The sequence below is a fragment of the Pseudomonas ceruminis genome (genome assembly GCF_021602025.1).
GTDB classification, from domain to species: domain Bacteria; phylum Pseudomonadota; class Gammaproteobacteria; order Pseudomonadales; family Pseudomonadaceae; genus Aquipseudomonas; species Aquipseudomonas ceruminis.
In genome coordinates this window covers 126,153-143,447 of sequence record NZ_BQHW01000003.1, presented here as the reverse complement: position 1 = coordinate 143,447, position 17,295 = coordinate 126,153, and the positions used below count along the sequence as shown (strand labels likewise).

Here is a 17,295-nt window from a genome sequence, read left to right as displayed (position 1 = left end):
ACTCCAGATTCTCGGGTTCACACTCAAATGCCAGCGGCACGCATTCGCGCCTCCAGCTCATCAAGGAATGGCGAGCGCCCAAAGCGCATAGGGCCATAGCGGCCATCAACGAAGCCCGAATACAGCATGTGGACCTCGTCGCGAGCACGTGTGAGTCCCACATAGAAGAGCCGGCGACTTTCGCGCAACTTCTCTGGAGTTTCATTGCGCCACGGCAGATTTCCGAGGTCGAGTCCAACCATGATGACGACGTCGTACTCACAGCCCTTTGCGGAATGCAGTGTCAGCAGATTCAGGTGATCGGGCGAACCGTCCCGGCCGCCCAAACTCGTGATGTCTAGCGAAGCCAGTGCACCTCCTTCAGCGAGCGCTGCCGTCATGCGATCCAGTTGCTCCTTCTGATCAGCGAGCGCCAATTCAGCCGCCAGCAGATGATCCACTACACCGTTGCGCAGCGAAGCAACAAATTCTCGCGCAGGTTGCTGGTCAGCACGCAGCTCCCATAGCAAGGCGGTTAGCTCTTGCTCTTCGCGCTTGGCCTGTGAATCGTCCAAGCTCGCCCGATGAAATGCGCGATAGCGGTCGAGTAGTCCGCGCAATTGTGGGCGTCCAACACGCCAGCCACCCGCGCACCACGCCGCACAATCTTCTACCCAACTTGTTAGGGCAACCTTGCGGTAAGGTGCTGCGGTATCCACACGGATGTAATCGAGACCACCGGTTGCCACAGCTTCAGCCACGATATCGCCTGCGCGATAGTCTTTGTATAGGATCGCGATATCGCCCAGTGTTCGTCCCGGCTTGGAGGCTAAGGCCGCCGGAATGATCTGCGCGACGGCGTGCGCAGCCTGGTCCGCCATACCACCCGGGCGCAGGACAAATTCGATGGTCGTTTGTCGCGCAGGATCGCTCGCTTGATAGCCTCGGGCTTCTCCAAGCGCCATCTCTGACGCAGTCACGATCCCTGCACCAGAACGGTAATTTAACTGAAGCTGGACAGGCTCAATGTCTCTGCGAGCCGCCAATTCCATGAGCAACGCGCCATCAGCTCCCGTAAATCCATATATCGACTGATCCGCATCCCCGACAGCGAAAAGTCGGACACCCCCGTCGAAGGCAAGGCGTTTGACGATGCGATGCAGTGCCACGCCTAAATCCTGGTACTCATCCACCGCGAGCACGGGGAATTTTGCCTGAACCAGAGGTAGTACCCAGTCGTGCTCGGCGATCAAACGTTGGCCGAAGACAACCATGTCATCGTAGTCAATCAGCCCATCGTCGCGCAGAGCGGCCTCGTAGGCCTCGGCCCAGGCAGCGAGTTCCTCCTCGCTACGCCAAGCGACGCTATTTCGATTGAGCACGGAACGGCGATGCCGCCCGAGGTCAATAACTTTGTACGGATGGTTCTGGCCGAAAAGCGCATCTCCAGTTTGCTTCAACAACCGATCACTGACTCGTTGAGTGGCCACCGAGAGTGGGAAAGATATGGGCAGGCCGGCCAGGCGTCCATACGGCATCAAGAGATGACGCAGACAGAACCCATGGACCGTACCAATGAAAAGATTAGGTGCCTGCTGAAGTCCCAAGCTTTCAATTCGGCGAGCGAGTTCGCGAGCGCACTCCTGGCTATAAGTGATGCACGCAACGCCACGTGGGGCCTCGACGTCTTCGGCCAGGATGCGGGCGAGCTTTAGGACGAGTGTCTTGGTCTTACCGCTTCCGGGACCAGCGAGTACCACACAATGTCCTTGAGAGTTGTAAGCTGCCAACTGCCCTGGATTTCCAGCCAACTCGGCAGCCTGCGCCAGGTAGGCTGTACCGACGTTACGCGACGGCATCGCGGATATGCTCCAGCGCAGAGCGAATGTAGGCCGGGCAAACGTCCTCAGACACCGACGGCGCAAGTGCCTGTGCAAATCTCCCCTTGCCAATCCGTTCAATCAACTTCAGCAGCCGGTCTTCATCGACCTGATCCGGATCATCCACCCACTCTTGCAGTGCGTCCCGGGTGACTTGCCTCAGCGGCAACTCCTGCTCGATTACCGACTTCATCGCCTCGGTCATTCCGGCGGCAAATAGGTCGGATTCCAGCGTGCTCTCGTTGACGAAGTATCCAAACTCTGCGGCGTATTTGAGCACATCATTTATATCCAGGTCATCGTAACCATATTCGTCATCGACCTCGTTTAAGAGATTAATTAACCGCCTGTGGGCTAGTGGAGGTTTGCCATTGACCGGGTCGCGATCTGTCAAAATTACATGTGGAATATTTAGCCCTTTAGGGCCCAAAAGCTTCACATAAGGAGTGAAGTTCGTCCCCCCGACCGAGCACACAGTGATTCCAAGTATGTCGAAAGGAATCCCGAGGGCGTCGGCGAACGCGGGGATGATGAAGCGCTCGGCGTCCCCTTCAACCAGAATCACTCCCCGGGAAAATAATATTTCTCCGCGAGTGACGTCGATGTAGCGCTGGAGGTCGTCTTCATCCCTCTGTGTGAAAGGTGCGTTCGCGGTCGAAACCGCGACGGTTTTCCCGTCCGTTGCGTTATGACGCAGGAGAACGATGGACCTAATCGGTGTAACGCTTGCGATTTGCGGCGAGTGAGTAGTGAGAATTGTCGTCAGCGGAGGGGCTTCGTCCTCATCTTCCGCACTTGTGCCGAGAAAGTAGCGATAGACAAGACGCTGGACATGCGGATGCAGGTGCGCTTCGGGCTCCTCGACGACGAAGAATGTGTGGTCGCGCTCCCCCTCGGAGACGAGACGGTCGAGTTCGAGGCTCTTCAAGGCCAGGAAGATCAGATTCGCCGTTCCTAGGCTGGCATCGCCGACACCGCGAACACCGTTGTCGATGAGCAGCCGAAGGCTACGCAGCAATGCATCCACTCGTGTAGGTGCAAGTCCGAGCGATACCGGGACAGCATGTTGCCCCCCGGCGATTGCGATCAGCCGTTCGCTGATCCGTTCTGCTGTCGCTACCACTTCCTCGTGTCCAGCCAGCTCTCGCTGTGCTTGGTCGACCTGATTCTGAATCTCCTCACGGGCGTCATCATCCAACGACGCGGCAAGATCCTCAATGAGCGGCCTCAATGGCGAATTGCGCCAGCTCGCAAGGTCCTTCTCAGCGTCACGCAGGGCTACCTGAACATCTATTGGCAACATCCGGCGAAGTCCGCCGCCGATACGCATTTCGGGATCGTTGCCACCGAAGATCACATACTCATAGTCCTTCAACGATTCCGGGGCGCGCCCCAGGCCCGCCTTAGGCTGGAAGCGGTAGGTGAGTCGGGCCACCATGGGTGGGCCAGGATCAATCACGCAATCGTTGAGGTGAGCCATCAGCCGGGGATCGTTTGTGAAGTCCGTTAGATCCACAGAGACCTCAATGGTCGCACCAACCTTGTCTTCGCCAAGTCCGTCCCAGAAATGTTCAAGCCCCAGTTGTCGATCGCGTTCAGACAAGCCCGGATCAAGGATCAACTGCAGGCCGCGAATGAAATTGCTCTTGCCAACCTTGTTCTCTCCCACGATGACGATGCTTTCCCCCGTCTCGACATCAACATCCGAGAAATTGGCGAAATTGATCAACCTGACCCGAGAAACCCTCATTTACGCCCCCGTCCACTGGTGTTTTAACAAATAGTAGCAGTCAAGCAGCCGGCCTCCATCCGCCGACCGCGACTGAGCTTTTCCGTTACGGCCCCCTCAAGGCCGCTTTTGTTCGACTAGACCGCTGCCGGCAAATCGGACACAGCGTGGTTCGCATTGTTTGCTGCTGCCCCGGGGCGTTAGAGGCGATGGTGAGGGCTCGATGTTTCAGGACGCCGAGCTATGTGCCCCTCTCCACCCTGGTTTCACCACCCCGAACGCCGCCTGCTGGCGGGAATCCTCGGTCTGCTCTGGACGGTGCTGGCTAGCGGCTGCGCGACCACGACTTCGCCGCACGCACCCGATGCCTTCGAGGAAGTCTCGCCCGCGTCCGAGCCCGAGGCTCCCGAGTACATCCCCGTCGTGCGCTACGGCCGCTACACCCTGGTCGAGTTGGCGCCCACGGTGGCGCAGCGCGACCTGCTGTTGCAGACCATCGACGTGTCCATCCCCGAGGATGCGCGCGCCACCGTCGGCGATGGGCTGCGGCATGTGCTCAAGCGCAGCGGTTACGGCCTGTGCCAGACAGCGCATGCGGTGATCGAGCTGTACGCGCTGCCGCTGCCGGCGGCGCACCTGCACCTCGGCCCAATGACCTTGCGCGATGCGCTGCTCACGCTGGCTGGCCCGGCCTGGGAACTGCACGCGGATGACCTCACACGACAGATTTGCTTTGAGCGGCCCGGCGAGAGCATGACCGCCGACAACACACCCGCGCCGCCCCCCATCGAGGCGGTGCAGACGTTCCCGCTGGCACCCGCAGTTTCGGGAGGCCAGCCATGAACGCTCCGCAATCCGCCCAGCGTTCAACCGCCGCCGTGGTGGTGCAGAGCCTGATGTGGCTCTGGCTGCTTGGCCTCAGTGTCCTCTTGGCCCTGGGCTACCAGGCCATGAACGACCAAGCCGACCAGGATCGCCTCGATTCCCGGCTGCAACGCCTCGAAGCGCAGGCGACAGGCCTGGCCGAGACCGTCGAGGCCATCCAGCAGCGGCCGGCCGTTGCCACGGCGGCAGACCTCAAAGACACCCGCCAAATCCTGGAAGCACGCGCGGCCCAGGTCGAGAAATCGCTGAGCGCCTATGCCGCTGCCGACGACCTTCAGGCACTGCGCGCCGAAGTCGAGCAGGTCAAGGCGCGCCAGACCACCGCACGCGCCGCAGTACCCGCCCAGCCGCGCGCACCGAGCAAGTCATCCGCCAAGCCCGAACCTCCGCCGCTGCCGTTCCGGGTCGTCGGTGCCGAACTGCGCGCCGGCGAGCGCAGCGTGTCTGTCGCGCCCAGCAGTGGCGACTTCACGCCCGACCAACTTCAGGTGCTGCTGCCAGGTGATGCGGTCGGCCCGTGGCGCTTGCAGGCGGTCGAGGGCAACACCGCGCTGTTCCAGACCGGCGACCAGACCCGTCGCATGGCGATTCCCTGACTGGAGTACAGCGCATGAAGCCGCCGATCATCCTTTCCGCGCTCCTGCTGGCGTCCGCCCAGTGGCCCGCCTTGGCGCAGCAGCCGCCTGCGGCTCCCGTCCGCAATGCGCAGAGCCAGGAGCGCTCGCTGGCCGCTCGCGTTCTGGACGACCGGGTGGCGAGCGACTGGGGCCTGCAACCGCAGGAGTGGGCGCGCTACCGCGAACTGATGGACGGGCCGCTGGGCATCTACTCGCCCAATCTGGACCCGTTGTCGGCCCTGGGCATCGAAGCCCGCACCGACGAGGAAAGGCGCCGCTACGCAGAGCTGCAGGTGCAGGTTGAGGCGCGCCGCGTCGAGAAGCTGCTCGCCTACCAGAGGGCCTACGACGAGGCCTGGCAGCGCCTGAACCCCGGCATGCAGCGGGTGAACTTGCCGGACGACAAACCGGTCGCCGGAGCCACGCGCGGCAGCGGCCGCACGGCGGTATTCGTCAAGGACGGCTGCGCAGCCTGCGGACAGCTCGTGCAGCGCCTGCAATCCTCGGGGGCCGAGTTCGACCTGTACATGGTCGGCAGCCGCCAGGACGACGCGCGCATCCGCGACTGGGCCAAGCGCGCACAGATCGACCCCGCACGGGTGCGCAGCGGCAGCATCACTCTCAACCATGACGGCGGCCGCTGGCTGTCGCTGGGCCTGCCCGGCGATTTGCCTGCGGTCGTGCGCGAGGTGAATGGCCAATGGCAACGCCAACCCTGACGGCGCCGTTGCGCGCACTGGTACTCGTTGCTGGCCTTTGCGCCTTCGTTGCCCAGGCCCAGGAAGTTCCACCACCGGCCTATCAGCTTGCCGCCCAGCGCGCGGGCATTCCCTCGACGGTGCTCTATGCCGTAGCCCTGCAAGAGAGCGGCATCCGGCGCAACGGGCGCATCGTCCCGTGGCCGTGGTCCCTCAACGTCGCCGGCCAGTCGCGCCGCTACGCGACCCGATCCGACGCCTGTGCCGGTTTGCACCAGGCGATGCGCTCCACGCCGCACACGCGCATCGACGCGGGCCTGGGCCAGATCAACCTCGGCTACCACCAGCAGCGCTACAGCACCGCGTGCGACCTGCTTGACCCGTACCGCAACCTCGCCATCGCCGCCGAGATCCTGAAAGAGCAGCACAGCCCCGGGGAGGATTGGTTGGTGGCGATCGGCCGTTACCACCGCCCCGCGGGAGGCGAGCCCGCCGCCCGCTATCGACGCAGCGTGTCGCGCCACCTCGCGCGCGTGCAAGGCACGCGCTCAACCCCGGCGGTCCTCGCCGCGCGCCAGGAGACCTCACCATGACGAAATCCCATCTGGCTCATCTCGCGGCGAAAGGCCTGCTCGTGCTGTTGGCGGGTCTGCCGCTGGCCTCGCGTGCCGGCGAGCCGCTGATCGTGGTCGAAGACCGTGGCGGCACGTCGGCGCTGCCGTACTACGAAGCCCTGAACCTTCAGCCGCGCGCCAACGCGCCGGCCCGGTCGCCCATCCTGACGCCTCAGATCCCTGCCACACCGGCGGACGAGGCCGCGATGCTGCCGGTGCGCAGCGCCAAGCTCACGTCCGGCACCGTCGCGCGGCGGGTGATCGAGGCGCCGGGCCTGCGTCCCTTCGTGGTCGTGGGCGACGACGAGACTTCCCAGGCCTGGTTGCGCCGCCATGCAGCCTCATTGCGCGAGCGCGGCGCGGTCGGTCTGGTGGTCAACGTCGAGACCGTGCAAGGCCTGGCGCGGCTGCGCGCCCTGGTGCATGGCGTGCCCCTCGCGCCCGTGTCCGGCGACGACCTGGCCGAGCGCCTGGGCCTGCGGCACTACCCGGCGCTGATCACGGCCACCGGCATCGAGCAATGAAGCCATGTCGGGGAAACAGCCGGTCGAGGTTCTGCTTCGCCCAGCGGTGGAGCTATATACCGTCGCGGCGTGTGCAGGCGCCGCGTTTCTGTCCCTGGTGGCCTCGTGGTCGCTCGCGCTGAGCCCCGCCATGGGCGTCGGCAGCGCGCTGGCGTTCGGGGCCTATGGCGCGATCCGCTACCGCGATGCCCGCGTCATCCTGCGCTACCGGCGCAACATCCGCAGGTTGCCTCGGTACGTGATGACCAGCAAGGACGTGCCGGTCAGCCAGCAGCGTCTGTTCGTGGGGCGCGGGTTCCTGTGGGAGCAGAAACACACCCATAGGCTCATGCAGACGTACCGGCCGGAGTTTCGGCGCTACGTCGAGCCGACGCCGGCCTATCGGCTGGCGCGCAGGCTGGAGGAACGGCTGGAGTTCGCGCCGTTCCCGCTGTCCCGGCTGTCGAAACTCACCGGCTGGGACGTACCTTGCAACCCGGTGCGGCCGCTGCCGCCAGTGGGCGGCCTGCCGCGCCTGCACGGAATCGAACCGGAGGAGGTGGACGTCAGCCTGCCGCTGGGCGAGCGCGTCGGGCACTCGCTGGTACTGGGCACCACGCGCGTGGGCAAGACCCGGTTGGCCGAGTTGTTCGTCACGCAGGACATCCGGCGCACGAACTCTGCGGGCGAGCACGAGGTCGTGATCTTCATCGACCCCAAAGGAGATGCCGATCTCCTGAAGCGGATGTATGTCGAGGCCAAGCGCGCGGGCCGCGAAGGCGAGTTCTATGTCTTCCATTTGGGCTGGCCGGACATTTCCGCGCGCTACAACGCCGTAGGCCGCTTCGGTCGCATCTCGGAAGTCGCCACCCGCATCGCGGGCCAGCTCTCCGGCGAAGGCAACAGCGCAGCCTTCAGGGAGTTCGCGTGGCGCTTCGTCAACATCATCGCCCGCGCCCTGGTGGAACTGGGGCAGCGCCCGGACTACATGCTGATCCAGCGGCACGTCATCAACATCGACGCGCTGTTCATCGAGTACGCCCAGCACTACTTTGCCAAGACGGAGCCCAAGGCCTGGGAGGTGATCGTTCAGATCGAGGCCAAGCTCAATGAGAAGAACATCCCGCGCAACATGATCGGGCGCGAGAAGCGCGTGGTGGCGCTGGAGCAGTACCTCTCCCAGGCCCGCAACTACGACCCGGTGCTGGACGGCCTGCGCTCTGCCGTCCGCTACGACAAGACGTACTTCGACAAGATCGTCGCCAGCCTGCTGCCGCTGCTGGAGAAGCTCACCAGCGGGAAGATTTCCCAGCTTCTGGCCCCGAATTATTCCGACCTGGCCGACCCGCGCCCGATCTTCGATTGGATGCAGGTCATCCGAAAGCGCGCCGTCGTCTACGTGGGCCTGGACGCGCTGTCCGACGCCGAGGTCGCCGCAGCGGTCGGCAATTCCATGTTCTCCGACCTGGTTTCGGTGGCCGGACACATCTACAAGCACGGAATCGACGATGGCCTGCCCGGCGCAGTGGCTGGCGCTCGCGTGCCGATCAACGTGCACGCGGACGAATTCAATGAACTGATGGGCGATGAATTCATCCCGCTCATCAACAAGGGCGGCGGTGCCGGCCTGCAAGTCACGGCGTACACGCAGACGCTCTCGGACATCGAGGCCCGCATCGGAAATCGCGCGAAGGCCGGCCAAGTGATCGGGAATTTCAACAATTTATTCATGTTGCGCGTGCGCGAGACGGCCACCGCGGAACTGCTGACGAGGCAGTTGCCGAAGGTCGAGGTCTATACAACCACCATCGTCTCGGGCGCGACGGACAGCTCAGACATCCGCGGCGCGACGGATTTCACGTCGAACACCCAGGACCGCATCAGCATGGCCAGCGTGCCGATGATCGAGCCGTCACACGTCGTCGGCCTGCCCAAGGGCCAGTGCTTCGCGCTGCTGCAGGGCGGCCAGCTCTGGAAGGTGCGTATGCCGCTGCCGGCGCCGGACCCGGATGAAGTGATGCCGGCGGACCTGCAGCAACTGGCCGGGTACATGCGCCAGAGCTACAGCGAGGCCACGCAGTGGTGGGAGTTCACCAGCTCGTCGGCCTTGCAGGATGCGGCCTTGCCCGACGACCTGCTGGACGATGCCGCTGCGGCCGAGCCCGGCGCGGTGGCCACCGGCGCCGACGATGGCGCGGGCAACGAGGCCGTGCCATGAAGGATGCCGCCTCGACCGCGCAGCGGGAGCAGAACCATCGCCAAGGCTTGATCGTCGGCACCATCACCTTACCGTTCCGGCTGCTCGGGGTGCTCATTGGCTCGCTGCTGTTCTCGATCGTGGTGGAGTGCGCCGGCATGCACCTGTTCTGGAAGGACCAGGGCTGGCGCCACTCCCAGCAGATGCTGCGGTACGAACTCGGGCACCTGTCCAACCACTTCACGCGCAGCGTGGTGGTACAGGAGCCCGGGCGCACGGCGCACGAGTTGGTGGATACCGGGTACGAGTGGGTGTTCGTGCGCTCGGGGTTGCTGGAGCGCATGAGCCAGACCGCCGAGCGCGTCCGCGCGCCCAGCCACGGGCAGAGCCGCAACTTCCGCTACTACATCAGCCAAGTCTATGTCTGGGCCGAAAGCTACCTGATCGCTGCGGCCTTCACGACGCTCACCTTCCTGGTGCGCCTGCTGGTCCTGGTGCTCACGCTGCCGCTGATCCTCACGGCGGCATTCGTCGGCCTGATTGACGGCCTGGTGCGACGGGATGTGCGCCGGTTCGGCGCGGGCCGCGAATCCGGCTTCATCTACCACCGCGCGAAGGCCAGCCTGATGCCGTTGGCCGTGCTGCCTTGGGTCACCTATCTCGCTCTGCCCATATCGGTGCATCCTCTGGTCATCCTGCTGCCCAGCGCGGCGTTGCTGGGGATGGCAGTCAGCCTGACCGCAGGCAGCTTCAAGAAGTACTTATGAGGTGACACGGGCGGCACGGCTCTGCAAAGCCGTGTGCCGTTCATCGGTTCTGCAGGGTATCAAGAGCAGCATCCAACGCCGTAACCGCCTCGACGACCGTTCTTACCGTCGCCCGATCAAACTCATGATCGCGCTGAGCGTCGTGCACACCGCTATTGAGGTAACCCCATTCAATACTCGTACCGCTGACATTGAGCAGCCGGACCAACGCCCCTACGGCATCCGGCGCACCCGCATGTTGCGCCGCGATACGCTCGACGGCCGACCGCAACTTGGTGCATTTATTGTTCAGCTCCCAAGGCGCGCGGGGCCCGCTCAGCTTGATGTCGATCCGGCCGTCCGCCCGCCGACCCAGCCACGTCCACAGGCGGTCCGTCAGACTCTCCAGCGCCGGCCGGGCCTGACGCAGTGCCTCGCGTTTCTCGTCAGCCGCCAACGCCTGCTGGGCCAGAAGAACATAGTTCTTCGCTGGCGGGTCGCTGTCGACCCGCAGTTCGTGCTCTCCCTGATGCGGGAGAAACTTGTAGCGCTTAATGGCCGCGGCGCGGCGCACGCCCAACTCCTGCTGGATGCGGTGCAGGAACTCCTCTGCGTGCGAGGTGAGGATAACCTGCTTGCCGTGGAGCAAACCGTCCTCGAAGAAGGTACGCCAGATGCCATCGCGATGGTCGTCGTCGATCGCGTTGACGACGTCATCGAATATGACCACGGGGCAGCCCTGCGCGAGGTTCTTGGCAAGCAGAATCGCCAGGCCCAGGCATTTGATGTGCCCTTCGCTGAAGACGATCAACGCGTCGTAGCGCGCGCCCGGCTCGCCGGCGAACTCCACCTCGATCTTGCCGTTCTCGGCCACGGGCAACCACAGCGCGTGCAGCAGATCGCCGGGCGGATCGGCCCGGTTGAATGCGTTGTAGAGATGGCGGGCTTGGTCTCCCAGCCCCTGTAGCAGAACCCCCGGCAGAGCGGTCAGGTATGCCTGAATCTCGGGCAGGAAGCCGTCGTAGGCGGCCTTGACCCGCTGATGGTGCACCACCACCGGCATTTCGTCCGTGGCCGCCTGGATCAGGCCGCGGTTCGCGTCGTCGAATTGGGCCACGGTTTGGCGGGCGGCCGCCAGCTCCTGATCCGCAGTCGTGCGCATGGTCCGCAGCCGTTCGATCTCCAGCTGATGCTGTTGCAGGCGGTCCCGCTCCTGGGCCATCGCGCCGCGCTGGGCATTCACGTCGCGCGCCTGCGCGTCGAAGCCTTCGATGATCTGTGCGATCCGTAAGAGGGCTTGCCAGGCGCGCTGGTCCCCATTCACCCCGCCGCCGAGCCAATTGCCCGCCGACGTGGGAGGCAGCAGTGGCAGGCCCGCGGCCTGCGATTCGGCAGGACAAGCGACCCCAGCCGCCGCCACCACGCGGCGCATTTCGTCACACAGCGCTCGGACCGCCTCGCTCAACTGCGTCCGATGCCCGGCCTCCTGCTGCTGCAGGACGGCCAGTTGCGCGAGCTGCTCCAGGCCCATTCGCGCCCTGGCGAACGGGTCCTGCGCCACGGCGGCCAGTTCGGTTCCACATGCCGGACACGCGGTCGCCCCGTCCGCCAACGCTTGCACGGCCTCGTAGAGCTTCGCGTACGACACCTCGCCGGCGCGGGCCGCGAGTTGCGCGGAAGACGCTTGCCACAGTCCCTGGACGCGGTAGGCCTCTGCCAGCAACGCTTGCAGGCGGGCCTGGGTCACCTCGTGAATGGCAGGCGGGTTGGCGTCCAGCTGAGCCTGGACATACGGTAGCCGTCCTTGCTGCTGCGGCGTACCCAGCAGCCAGTCCACGCAGGTTTGATAGGTCGCGCCAGGTGACATGCGCTGCGCCAAAGCTTGTTCCAGGCCCTCGACCGCTGCGATCTTCTGCGGGTAGGCGGCGATGGTCTGTTCGGAGTTCGCCAACTGCAGGCGACGCTGCGCCAGCTGCGCCGCCTGCACGCCGGCAAGCATCAGGTCCTGATCGAGCGAGGGGTTGAAGCCGCGCACGAACTCGCTGAACTGGTCCACGCCGAACAGGGTGGCGATGAGCTGGCGCTGATCGCTCGGGGTCCGCGCGGCGATTCGGGCGAAATCGTCGAGGCGGTTCTTCTCGATGAAGCAGAAGCGATACTCAGCTTCGTCGGGCTGGACGGCCTGCGCCTCGCCCGCCGCCGTAGACGACAGGACTGGCGCGATGTGGCGGCGCAGGCGAGCGTTGTTGCAGTACGTCCGCTGGTCGACCCGCTTGGCCTGCGCTTCGCTGATCGAACCGAGCATCGCCACTTCCAAGGCTTCGCAGAAGCTGCTCTTGCCGGTGCCGTTGGCACCGTAGACCAAGGTGATGTCATGGCTGAGGTCGAACGTCTCCTGCCGCATGAATCCTCGAAACGGCCCGACTTCGAGCTGGTGCAGTCGCCCGAGCGCCGGCCCGTTTTCGGGGCCGCGCGCGTCCCCGTCGTAGGCGACAGGCATCTGCGCCAGATGCGCGATGGCCAGCGGCGCCAAGCGCGTGGAGCGCCCCCGGCGTGCAGCACCGACCTCGGCCAGTGGCTGCAGGTGATCGAGCACCAGGTGCGCCAGCCGGCGCACGTCGTCGTGCACGTGCCGCTGCGTCAAGTGCGCCAGGAACCGGTGGTACTCCGAACGTATGCTTGCCACAGCGACCCCTCACTTGGTCAACCACTGACCGTAAGCCTCCACATCGATCATGGGGACCGTTCCACTGAACTGAAGCTGCGCGATCAGCTTGAAAAGAAACGCGGTCGCCGGCTTGTTTTCGTTGGTGTAGCTGTACGCGCCGCTGGCTTGGTCATAGAAAAAGTGCCCGTGGGCGGCAACGCATCCGATGTCCAGACGCCCCTCGGTGAGGTTTGCGTTCAGCGCCTTGTCCATGGATGGGCCCAATGCAGGACTCCATTCGCTCTCGAAGGTGAGCAAGCCACCCAGAATCGGAATCAACGGCTTCGCTGGGTAGGTCCCGCCAGCGTGCGGGATCGGCAGGCTCGTGCGGTGCAGCCTGCGCACACTGGCGACCTTCTCCTGGGCATAGGCCACAAGCCCCGCGTCAGCCGTCTGCTTGGCCTCGAACACGGCGTACACGCTTTCGGCTGGAATGATCGTCTCGTTCTCGTAGGTGAAGATAAAAGGCGAATATTGCCGATCAAACACCACCACATCGATCTGCTGGCTGAAGTTCCCCAGGCTGTCCACCACATGCGCCTTCGCCGCCTGGTACCGTTTGGGCAGATAGGTATCCAGCATGTCGATCCAGACGTTCTCGCTCGCATCCCCCTTCGTACCCGGGTGACCGAAGGTCTTGCGTACTACGGACAAGCGCTGCTGGATGTCTTCATGCAGGGACGACAGGAGCTGGGAAAGCGACCACTGGGACATGCTGTACCTCGATGGGACGTGTATGGAAGCCGATGGAATCAGGACAGTGGGAACTTGGGGCCAAACAGTGCGCGCCAGGCGCGAAGCGCTTCGATATTGCGACCACGACGCGCGTGGTCGATGGCGATGCTTGCGTCCTGGCTCGCCTGGAACAGCAGCTGCTGCGCGCGCTGCTTGCGCGCGGCATCCATATCGTTGCTGATCGCCGGGCCAAGTCCGGCGGGATCCGGCCACTCGTCATGAACACGATCGGCAAGCGTGGCAAAGAACGACTGGATCTCGCGATCGAACGATCCTCCCCAGCCGCCGTAAAGACACTCAAGGGCCATTACCTCGATCAGGAACGAGGGCTTCACCGGCTTCTGATCGCCGTGCTTGGGATTGTTGTTCCAGTACTTCACCATGCGCACGAGACCTTTCCACTCATTGCCATAGGCTTGGTGCGCTGCGGTCGCCTTGTCCTTATGGATCTCCGGGTCCGTCTTGATCCACTTTCCGGACGCCGTATCGGGGATCTCATACTGGTCGCCGGTGTCGAATGCGGGCACCGCATCCACGCTGACCACCCGGTAGTCCGTGTTGTCCTCCGCGTCGATGTGAACACCGAAATCCACGTTGATCGAGCGCGCCTGTTTGCGCACGGCCGCCGAACCGTATTTCTCCACCAATGCAGAGTGGAAATCATCCAGCACTACCGATGCGGCCTTGCCGTGGTAATGCTTCTCCGAGTCCTTCAGCACGAAGAAGATGTCGATATCCTTGAGCGGCTTCGTCTTCGTGTATCGAGCATAGGACCCGGTCAGGAAGCTGCGCGCAATGCCGAACTTGGTCTGCAGGTAGTCCCGCACTTCGTTCTGGCGTTGCGAGGCATTCTTCTGTTCGCGTTCGTTGAGTTCCAGACGCGACTTGAACTTGCGAAAAGCTTCATCGATCGACAGCATCAGCGTTGCCTCCAATATCCGGCCTGACCCGCCAGGCCGCTGTGTTCGACAGTCGAGCCTAGGCTCTGCTTGACCATTCCATCCGTCGAGCGATAACTTCCTTTGCTCCACCCCTCCACATCAGGCCGCCCTGGCTTTGTATCGAGCATTAACTTGTACTTGGCCTGCGATGGCAGCAGCCCAGCTTTCTTGATCGCGTACTTCAACTGCTCGGTATCTGTCCAGAAGCTGCCGTCGCCATCGGACCACCCATACACGATGTCGATATCCCATCGGGTCACGAGTTTGTCGGTTGCCGGGTTGTAGATCTCCAGAATCACCTTGCGCAGATCACCGGTCCCGAGCCACGTCTTGATGGCTCGGGTATTGCTCTCCCAGCGATCCGCGAAGTGCTCGGGGTCCAGCCCACTGAGCAGGATGATGTCTTTCAAGCTCTTGAGGATGTTGTCGGTCACATAGGTAACCGAGTGCGTGTACGAGTAGGTGGCGACGGTGCTCATGACTTGAGGAAACCTCCGAGGTCGAGCGACAGCGCTTGTCCAGCATCGGCCTGCGCCTGCGTGGCAATTCCTTGGCTCAAGTCCCGTGCAATGATGCGAGAACTGTGCTTTTTGAGCGCGGTTTGCACCCAGCCGAGCTGCTCCTTCGGACACGGCAGCGAGACTCCCCAGTCTCCCTTCAACGGCTCGAACCCCAAGACTTCTTCGTTGGCATCATCACCATCGATCGCGTCTTCGTCGAAGAGGCAGTAGATCCTGGTCCGTGGTCCATCGCATGTCGCAACGATGGGCGCGCTCTTGGGTGCCTGGTCGGCGATCAAGCTGGCGGCCACGCCCGCCACGGCCCTGAGTTCAGAGCGAGCCGTGCCGTCCTTGCCCTGAGTGAGCAGTTCGACAATGGCATCCCACGTCTGCAACGCATCGCGGTGCGGCGAGCTGCGAAACGTCCGGCTGACAACGGTGGTCATTTTTGCTTCCCTCCTTGAAGGCGCATTTGCGTTGCCTGTCGTATCGCACTGCGCAGGTGCTCTACGGAAAGCTTGTTCGGATCGATAGCCACTTGCGGGTCGGCCGCGAGGGCGTTGGCTACGACCTTGCGAATGGCCCGACCATCCAATCCGACGCACTCGCCAGCGCACGCGTCGAACTGGTGAGCCGAGGAAAGCTTGCCAATCCCCGGAAATGTCTTTGCCAGGCCATTCAGGCAGTCCACCAGGATCTGCTTGCAGGCATCCTTGCCGGGCAGTGGCACCTCCATCACCATGTCGCAACGAGATAGGAAGGCACTGTCGACGGCCTGTGGGAAGTTGCTGGTGGCCACGAACAGCAGATGCGGGTTGCGTTCGGCCAACATGTCCAACTGCACCAACACCGCGTCGGTGGCCCGGTGCACATCAACCGGGTTGGCTTCCAGGCTGAGCTTGGCTCGATCAGCCGCAAGCGTTTCGACCTCGTCCAGAAGGACGATCGTCGGGCCCGCCGCTGCGGATTCTGCGATCGATTGCGAGAACAGGTCTGCCACGGCGCGTTGAGTCTTTCCCATTGCAGAGCTCGTCAGCGTGTGAGGCTCTACTTCCAGCAATCGAAACTTCGCAGAAGAAAAAGATTCGGCCACACGATGCGCCAAGCCCCGTGCCAAGGAGGTCTTCCCAGTCCCCGGCGGGCCGACCAACAAGATCACGCCGTGCAGGGGGAGTACCGTGCGCTCCACCTTGGGGCGCACCGTGAAGTTGACGATCGCCTGTGACAGCAACTGCTTCTTGAGAGCTTCGTCCATGACGATGGAATCCCACAGGGCGCCCAGCGACGTGTCCGGCAGCTTCCAGCTTCGATGGATGCCTTTCGGCAAAGTGGCGTCTGATGAAGGATTCTTGGTCATCCGTGGCTCTCGGCGGGTCAGAGAATGGTGCGATAGGTCGCCAGCACCTTGGTCGTTTGCACAAGGCCCTGGCGCAGCAGGATTTCGAGATAGCGGTCCACCTCGATCGGCGGATGCTTGAGTTGGGCACGCTGGCGCTGCGCAGCCGACACCACGGCGGCCGCGTCCAGATCCAGTAGGTTGTCCACAAACTCATCGGGGTGCTGCGATTCGATGCCGTACGGAGCCAGCAGATCGTTCGGGAAATCCCGTTCGTTGAACGTCACAATCACGCTCGCACCGCAGCGAATCGCCGCAGCCAGGACGTGCCGGTCGTCCGGATCGGGCAATGTCAGGCCTGCCACGAGCGCTTCGTAGCCCTCCACCAAGCCGTCCGGAATTGCCCGGTCCATGAGATCCGACGTCCTGTCGACCTGAACCCGGGTGAGATCGGGGCGGTTGATCAACAGGTTGCGTTTCCACTCCTCATGAATGGCTTGGCTCCACCGCGCCCGGAAGCGGCCAGACAGGCCGAGCCACATCAGGAAATCCCGCAGTGGCGCGGGATATAGAACGCACGCGTCGTAGACGGCGGTGAATGGGGAATGCCTCATTCGTATCCCATTCCCAACTCTTGCGACTGCTGAGCGAGTTCGGCCATCGCCTGCTCACTGGCGCGCTCGCGCGCTTCCTTGTACTGCATCAGATCGGCGAACCTCACCCTGCGGTGCTTGCCGGTGCGATGAAATGCCAACACCCCATCTTCGAGCAGCTTGACGAAATGGGGACGGGACACGTTGAGCAAGTCCGCCGCCTCTTGGGTCGTCAGCTCTGCATGGACGGGCACCACCTTTACTGCATTGCCATCGGCCAACTCGGCCAGGATGTCGACCAGCAGGCGTAAAGCCGAGGTAGGCAGTTCCACCTGATGAGCCTGTTTGTGGTCATCAAAGATCTGGATGTGCTGCGTCTCGAACTGGGTTGCGAGGTAAGCCGCCAAGGCACGTTGACCCTGGACGGCTGCCTTCACCTCTCCCGCGGCGGGAAGGGTCATCTTGGATTGGGCAGTGGCGGTGGTCATGGGTAGCTCCTAAGCGAAAACGGTTGCAGAGCCGATCATATTCGAAATACTCGAAAAACGCAATAATCGAAGCGCGACCCGTGCTTTTGTAGGTTCGCTCGCAGCATGCCCAATCCGGTCGTCCGCCAGTTCCTATTGTTTGCGGCC

The 17,295-nt window shown here is 63.3% G+C and carries 17 protein-coding genes; 7 read left to right on the top strand and 10 right to left on the bottom strand.

Annotated features, from left to right (window positions below):
* Nucleotides 1-23: 23 nt before the first annotated feature.
* Together L6D80_RS04840 and L6D80_RS04835 are read right to left on the bottom strand one after the other, a co-directional pair.
* A complete protein-coding gene (locus L6D80_RS04840; RefSeq protein WP_026083768.1) occupies nucleotides 24-1,838 on the bottom strand; it encodes an ATP-dependent helicase in 1,815 nt (604 codons plus the stop codon).
* On the bottom strand, nucleotides 1,825-3,588 hold the full coding sequence (locus L6D80_RS04835; RefSeq protein WP_236183031.1) for an ATP-dependent nuclease: 1,764 nt from the start codon (nucleotides 3,586-3,588) through the stop codon (nucleotides 1,825-1,827). Before L6D80_RS04835 ends, L6D80_RS04840 begins: the two co-directional genes overlap by 14 nt.
* A gap of 243 nt (nucleotides 3,589-3,831) precedes the next feature.
* Here L6D80_RS04835 and pilL2 point away from each other — a divergent pair, with 243 nt between their 5' ends.
* The 7 genes from pilL2 to L6D80_RS04800 are packed head-to-tail and all read left to right on the top strand — an operon-like array spanning nucleotide 3,832 to nucleotide 9,869.
* Nucleotides 3,832-4,431: a PFGI-1 class ICE element type IV pilus protein PilL2 gene (pilL2, locus tag L6D80_RS04830; protein WP_017640422.1), complete on the top strand. Its 600-nt coding sequence runs from the start codon at nucleotides 3,832-3,834 to the stop codon at nucleotides 4,429-4,431.
* On the top strand, nucleotides 4,428-5,069 hold the full coding sequence (locus L6D80_RS04825; protein ID WP_017640423.1) for a hypothetical protein: 642 nt from the start codon (nucleotides 4,428-4,430) through the stop codon (nucleotides 5,067-5,069). The genes pilL2 and L6D80_RS04825 overlap by 4 nt, the downstream gene beginning before the upstream one ends.
* Nucleotides 5,070-5,083: 14 nt before the next feature.
* The gene (locus L6D80_RS04820; protein WP_017640424.1) at nucleotides 5,084-5,809 is read left to right on the top strand and encodes a TIGR03759 family integrating conjugative element protein; all 726 of its coding nucleotides are present in this window, start codon (nucleotides 5,084-5,086) and stop codon (nucleotides 5,807-5,809) included.
* Nucleotides 5,791-6,381, top strand: coding sequence for a transglycosylase SLT domain-containing protein (locus L6D80_RS04815; RefSeq protein ID WP_017640425.1), 591 nt, complete (start codon nucleotides 5,791-5,793; stop codon nucleotides 6,379-6,381). Before L6D80_RS04820 ends, L6D80_RS04815 begins: the two co-directional genes overlap by 19 nt.
* The gene (locus tag L6D80_RS04810; RefSeq protein ID WP_017640426.1) at nucleotides 6,378-6,926 is read left to right on the top strand and encodes an integrating conjugative element protein; all 549 of its coding nucleotides are present in this window, start codon (nucleotides 6,378-6,380) and stop codon (nucleotides 6,924-6,926) included. The genes L6D80_RS04815 and L6D80_RS04810 overlap by 4 nt, the downstream gene beginning before the upstream one ends.
* 4 nt (nucleotides 6,927-6,930) lie before the next feature.
* Complete coding sequence (gene traD / locus L6D80_RS04805; protein ID WP_176512829.1) at nucleotides 6,931-9,123, top strand: type IV conjugative transfer system coupling protein TraD; 2,193 nt, start codon at nucleotides 6,931-6,933, stop codon at nucleotides 9,121-9,123.
* Nucleotides 9,120-9,869, top strand: coding sequence for a TIGR03747 family integrating conjugative element membrane protein (locus L6D80_RS04800; RefSeq protein ID WP_003109778.1), 750 nt, complete (start codon nucleotides 9,120-9,122; stop codon nucleotides 9,867-9,869). Before traD ends, L6D80_RS04800 begins: the two co-directional genes overlap by 4 nt.
* Before the next feature lie 40 nt (nucleotides 9,870-9,909).
* Here L6D80_RS04800 and L6D80_RS04795 read toward each other — a convergent pair whose 3' ends face one another.
* From L6D80_RS04795 to L6D80_RS04760, 8 genes are read right to left on the bottom strand one after another with little or no spacing between them, the layout of a single operon-like run.
* Complete coding sequence (locus L6D80_RS04795; RefSeq protein ID WP_003116812.1) at nucleotides 9,910-12,534, bottom strand: AAA family ATPase; 2,625 nt, start codon at nucleotides 12,532-12,534, stop codon at nucleotides 9,910-9,912.
* 9 nt (nucleotides 12,535-12,543) lie between these two features.
* On the bottom strand, nucleotides 12,544-13,269 hold the full coding sequence (nucC, locus tag L6D80_RS04790) for a CBASS effector endonuclease NucC (RefSeq protein WP_003050273.1): 726 nt from the start codon (nucleotides 13,267-13,269) through the stop codon (nucleotides 12,544-12,546).
* Between the two features lie 38 nt (nucleotides 13,270-13,307).
* A complete protein-coding gene (locus tag L6D80_RS04785) occupies nucleotides 13,308-14,210 on the bottom strand; it encodes a CBASS oligonucleotide cyclase (protein ID WP_003105624.1) in 903 nt (300 codons plus the stop codon).
* Entirely contained in the window at nucleotides 14,210-14,710 is a 501-nt protein-coding gene (gene cap7 / locus L6D80_RS04780) for a type III CBASS phage resistance system CD-NTase-associated protein Cap7 (protein WP_003090159.1), read from the bottom strand. The genes L6D80_RS04785 and cap7 overlap by 1 nt, the downstream gene beginning before the upstream one ends.
* Nucleotides 14,707-15,177: a type III CBASS phage resistance system CD-NTase-associated protein Cap8 gene (gene cap8, locus L6D80_RS04775; protein ID WP_003105626.1), complete on the bottom strand. Its 471-nt coding sequence runs from the start codon at nucleotides 15,175-15,177 to the stop codon at nucleotides 14,707-14,709. Before cap8 ends, cap7 begins: the two co-directional genes overlap by 4 nt.
* The gene (gene cap6, locus L6D80_RS04770) at nucleotides 15,174-16,088 is read right to left on the bottom strand and encodes a CBASS system CD-NTase-associated protein Cap6 (protein ID WP_003105629.1); all 915 of its coding nucleotides are present in this window, start codon (nucleotides 16,086-16,088) and stop codon (nucleotides 15,174-15,176) included. Before cap6 ends, cap8 begins: the two co-directional genes overlap by 4 nt.
* 17 nt (nucleotides 16,089-16,105) lie before the next feature.
* A complete protein-coding gene (locus tag L6D80_RS04765) occupies nucleotides 16,106-16,681 on the bottom strand; it encodes a PIN domain-containing protein (protein WP_003109777.1) in 576 nt (191 codons plus the stop codon).
* A complete protein-coding gene (locus tag L6D80_RS04760) occupies nucleotides 16,678-17,148 on the bottom strand; it encodes a helix-turn-helix domain-containing protein (protein WP_003050245.1) in 471 nt (156 codons plus the stop codon). Before L6D80_RS04760 ends, L6D80_RS04765 begins: the two co-directional genes overlap by 4 nt.
* Nucleotides 17,149-17,295: the final 147 nt, after the last annotated feature.

Bases quoted from the DNA above. Each gene is read 5' to 3' on its own strand.
- L6D80_RS04760 (WP_003050245.1), bottom strand. From the start codon at position 17,148: ATGACCACCGCCACTGCCCAATCCAAGATGACCCTTCCCGCCGCGGGA.
- L6D80_RS04820 (WP_017640424.1), top strand. From the start codon at position 5,084: ATGAAGCCGCCGATCATCCTTTCCGCGCTCCTGCTGGCGTCCGCCCAG.
- cap6 (WP_003105629.1), bottom strand. From the start codon at position 16,088: ATGACCAAGAATCCTTCATCAGACGCCACTTTGCCGAAAGGCATCCAT.
- L6D80_RS04825 (WP_017640423.1), top strand. From the start codon at position 4,428: ATGAACGCTCCGCAATCCGCCCAGCGTTCAACCGCCGCCGTGGTGGTG.
- L6D80_RS04840 (WP_026083768.1), bottom strand. From the start codon at position 1,838: ATGCCGTCGCGTAACGTCGGTACAGCCTACCTGGCGCAGGCTGCCGAG.
- traD (WP_176512829.1), top strand. From the start codon at position 6,931: ATGTCGGGGAAACAGCCGGTCGAGGTTCTGCTTCGCCCAGCGGTGGAG.
- L6D80_RS04800 (WP_003109778.1), top strand. From the start codon at position 9,120: ATGAAGGATGCCGCCTCGACCGCGCAGCGGGAGCAGAACCATCGCCAA.
- nucC (WP_003050273.1), bottom strand. From the start codon at position 13,269: ATGTCCCAGTGGTCGCTTTCCCAGCTCCTGTCGTCCCTGCATGAAGAC.
- L6D80_RS04815 (WP_017640425.1), top strand. From the start codon at position 5,791: ATGGCAACGCCAACCCTGACGGCGCCGTTGCGCGCACTGGTACTCGTT.
- L6D80_RS04785 (WP_003105624.1), bottom strand. From the start codon at position 14,210: ATGCTGTCGATCGATGAAGCTTTTCGCAAGTTCAAGTCGCGTCTGGAA.
- pilL2 (WP_017640422.1), top strand. From the start codon at position 3,832: ATGTGCCCCTCTCCACCCTGGTTTCACCACCCCGAACGCCGCCTGCTG.
- cap7 (WP_003090159.1), bottom strand. From the start codon at position 14,710: ATGAGCACCGTCGCCACCTACTCGTACACGCACTCGGTTACCTATGTG.
- L6D80_RS04765 (WP_003109777.1), bottom strand. From the start codon at position 16,681: ATGAGGCATTCCCCATTCACCGCCGTCTACGACGCGTGCGTTCTATAT.
- cap8 (WP_003105626.1), bottom strand. From the start codon at position 15,177: ATGACCACCGTTGTCAGCCGGACGTTTCGCAGCTCGCCGCACCGCGAT.
- L6D80_RS04810 (WP_017640426.1), top strand. From the start codon at position 6,378: ATGACGAAATCCCATCTGGCTCATCTCGCGGCGAAAGGCCTGCTCGTG.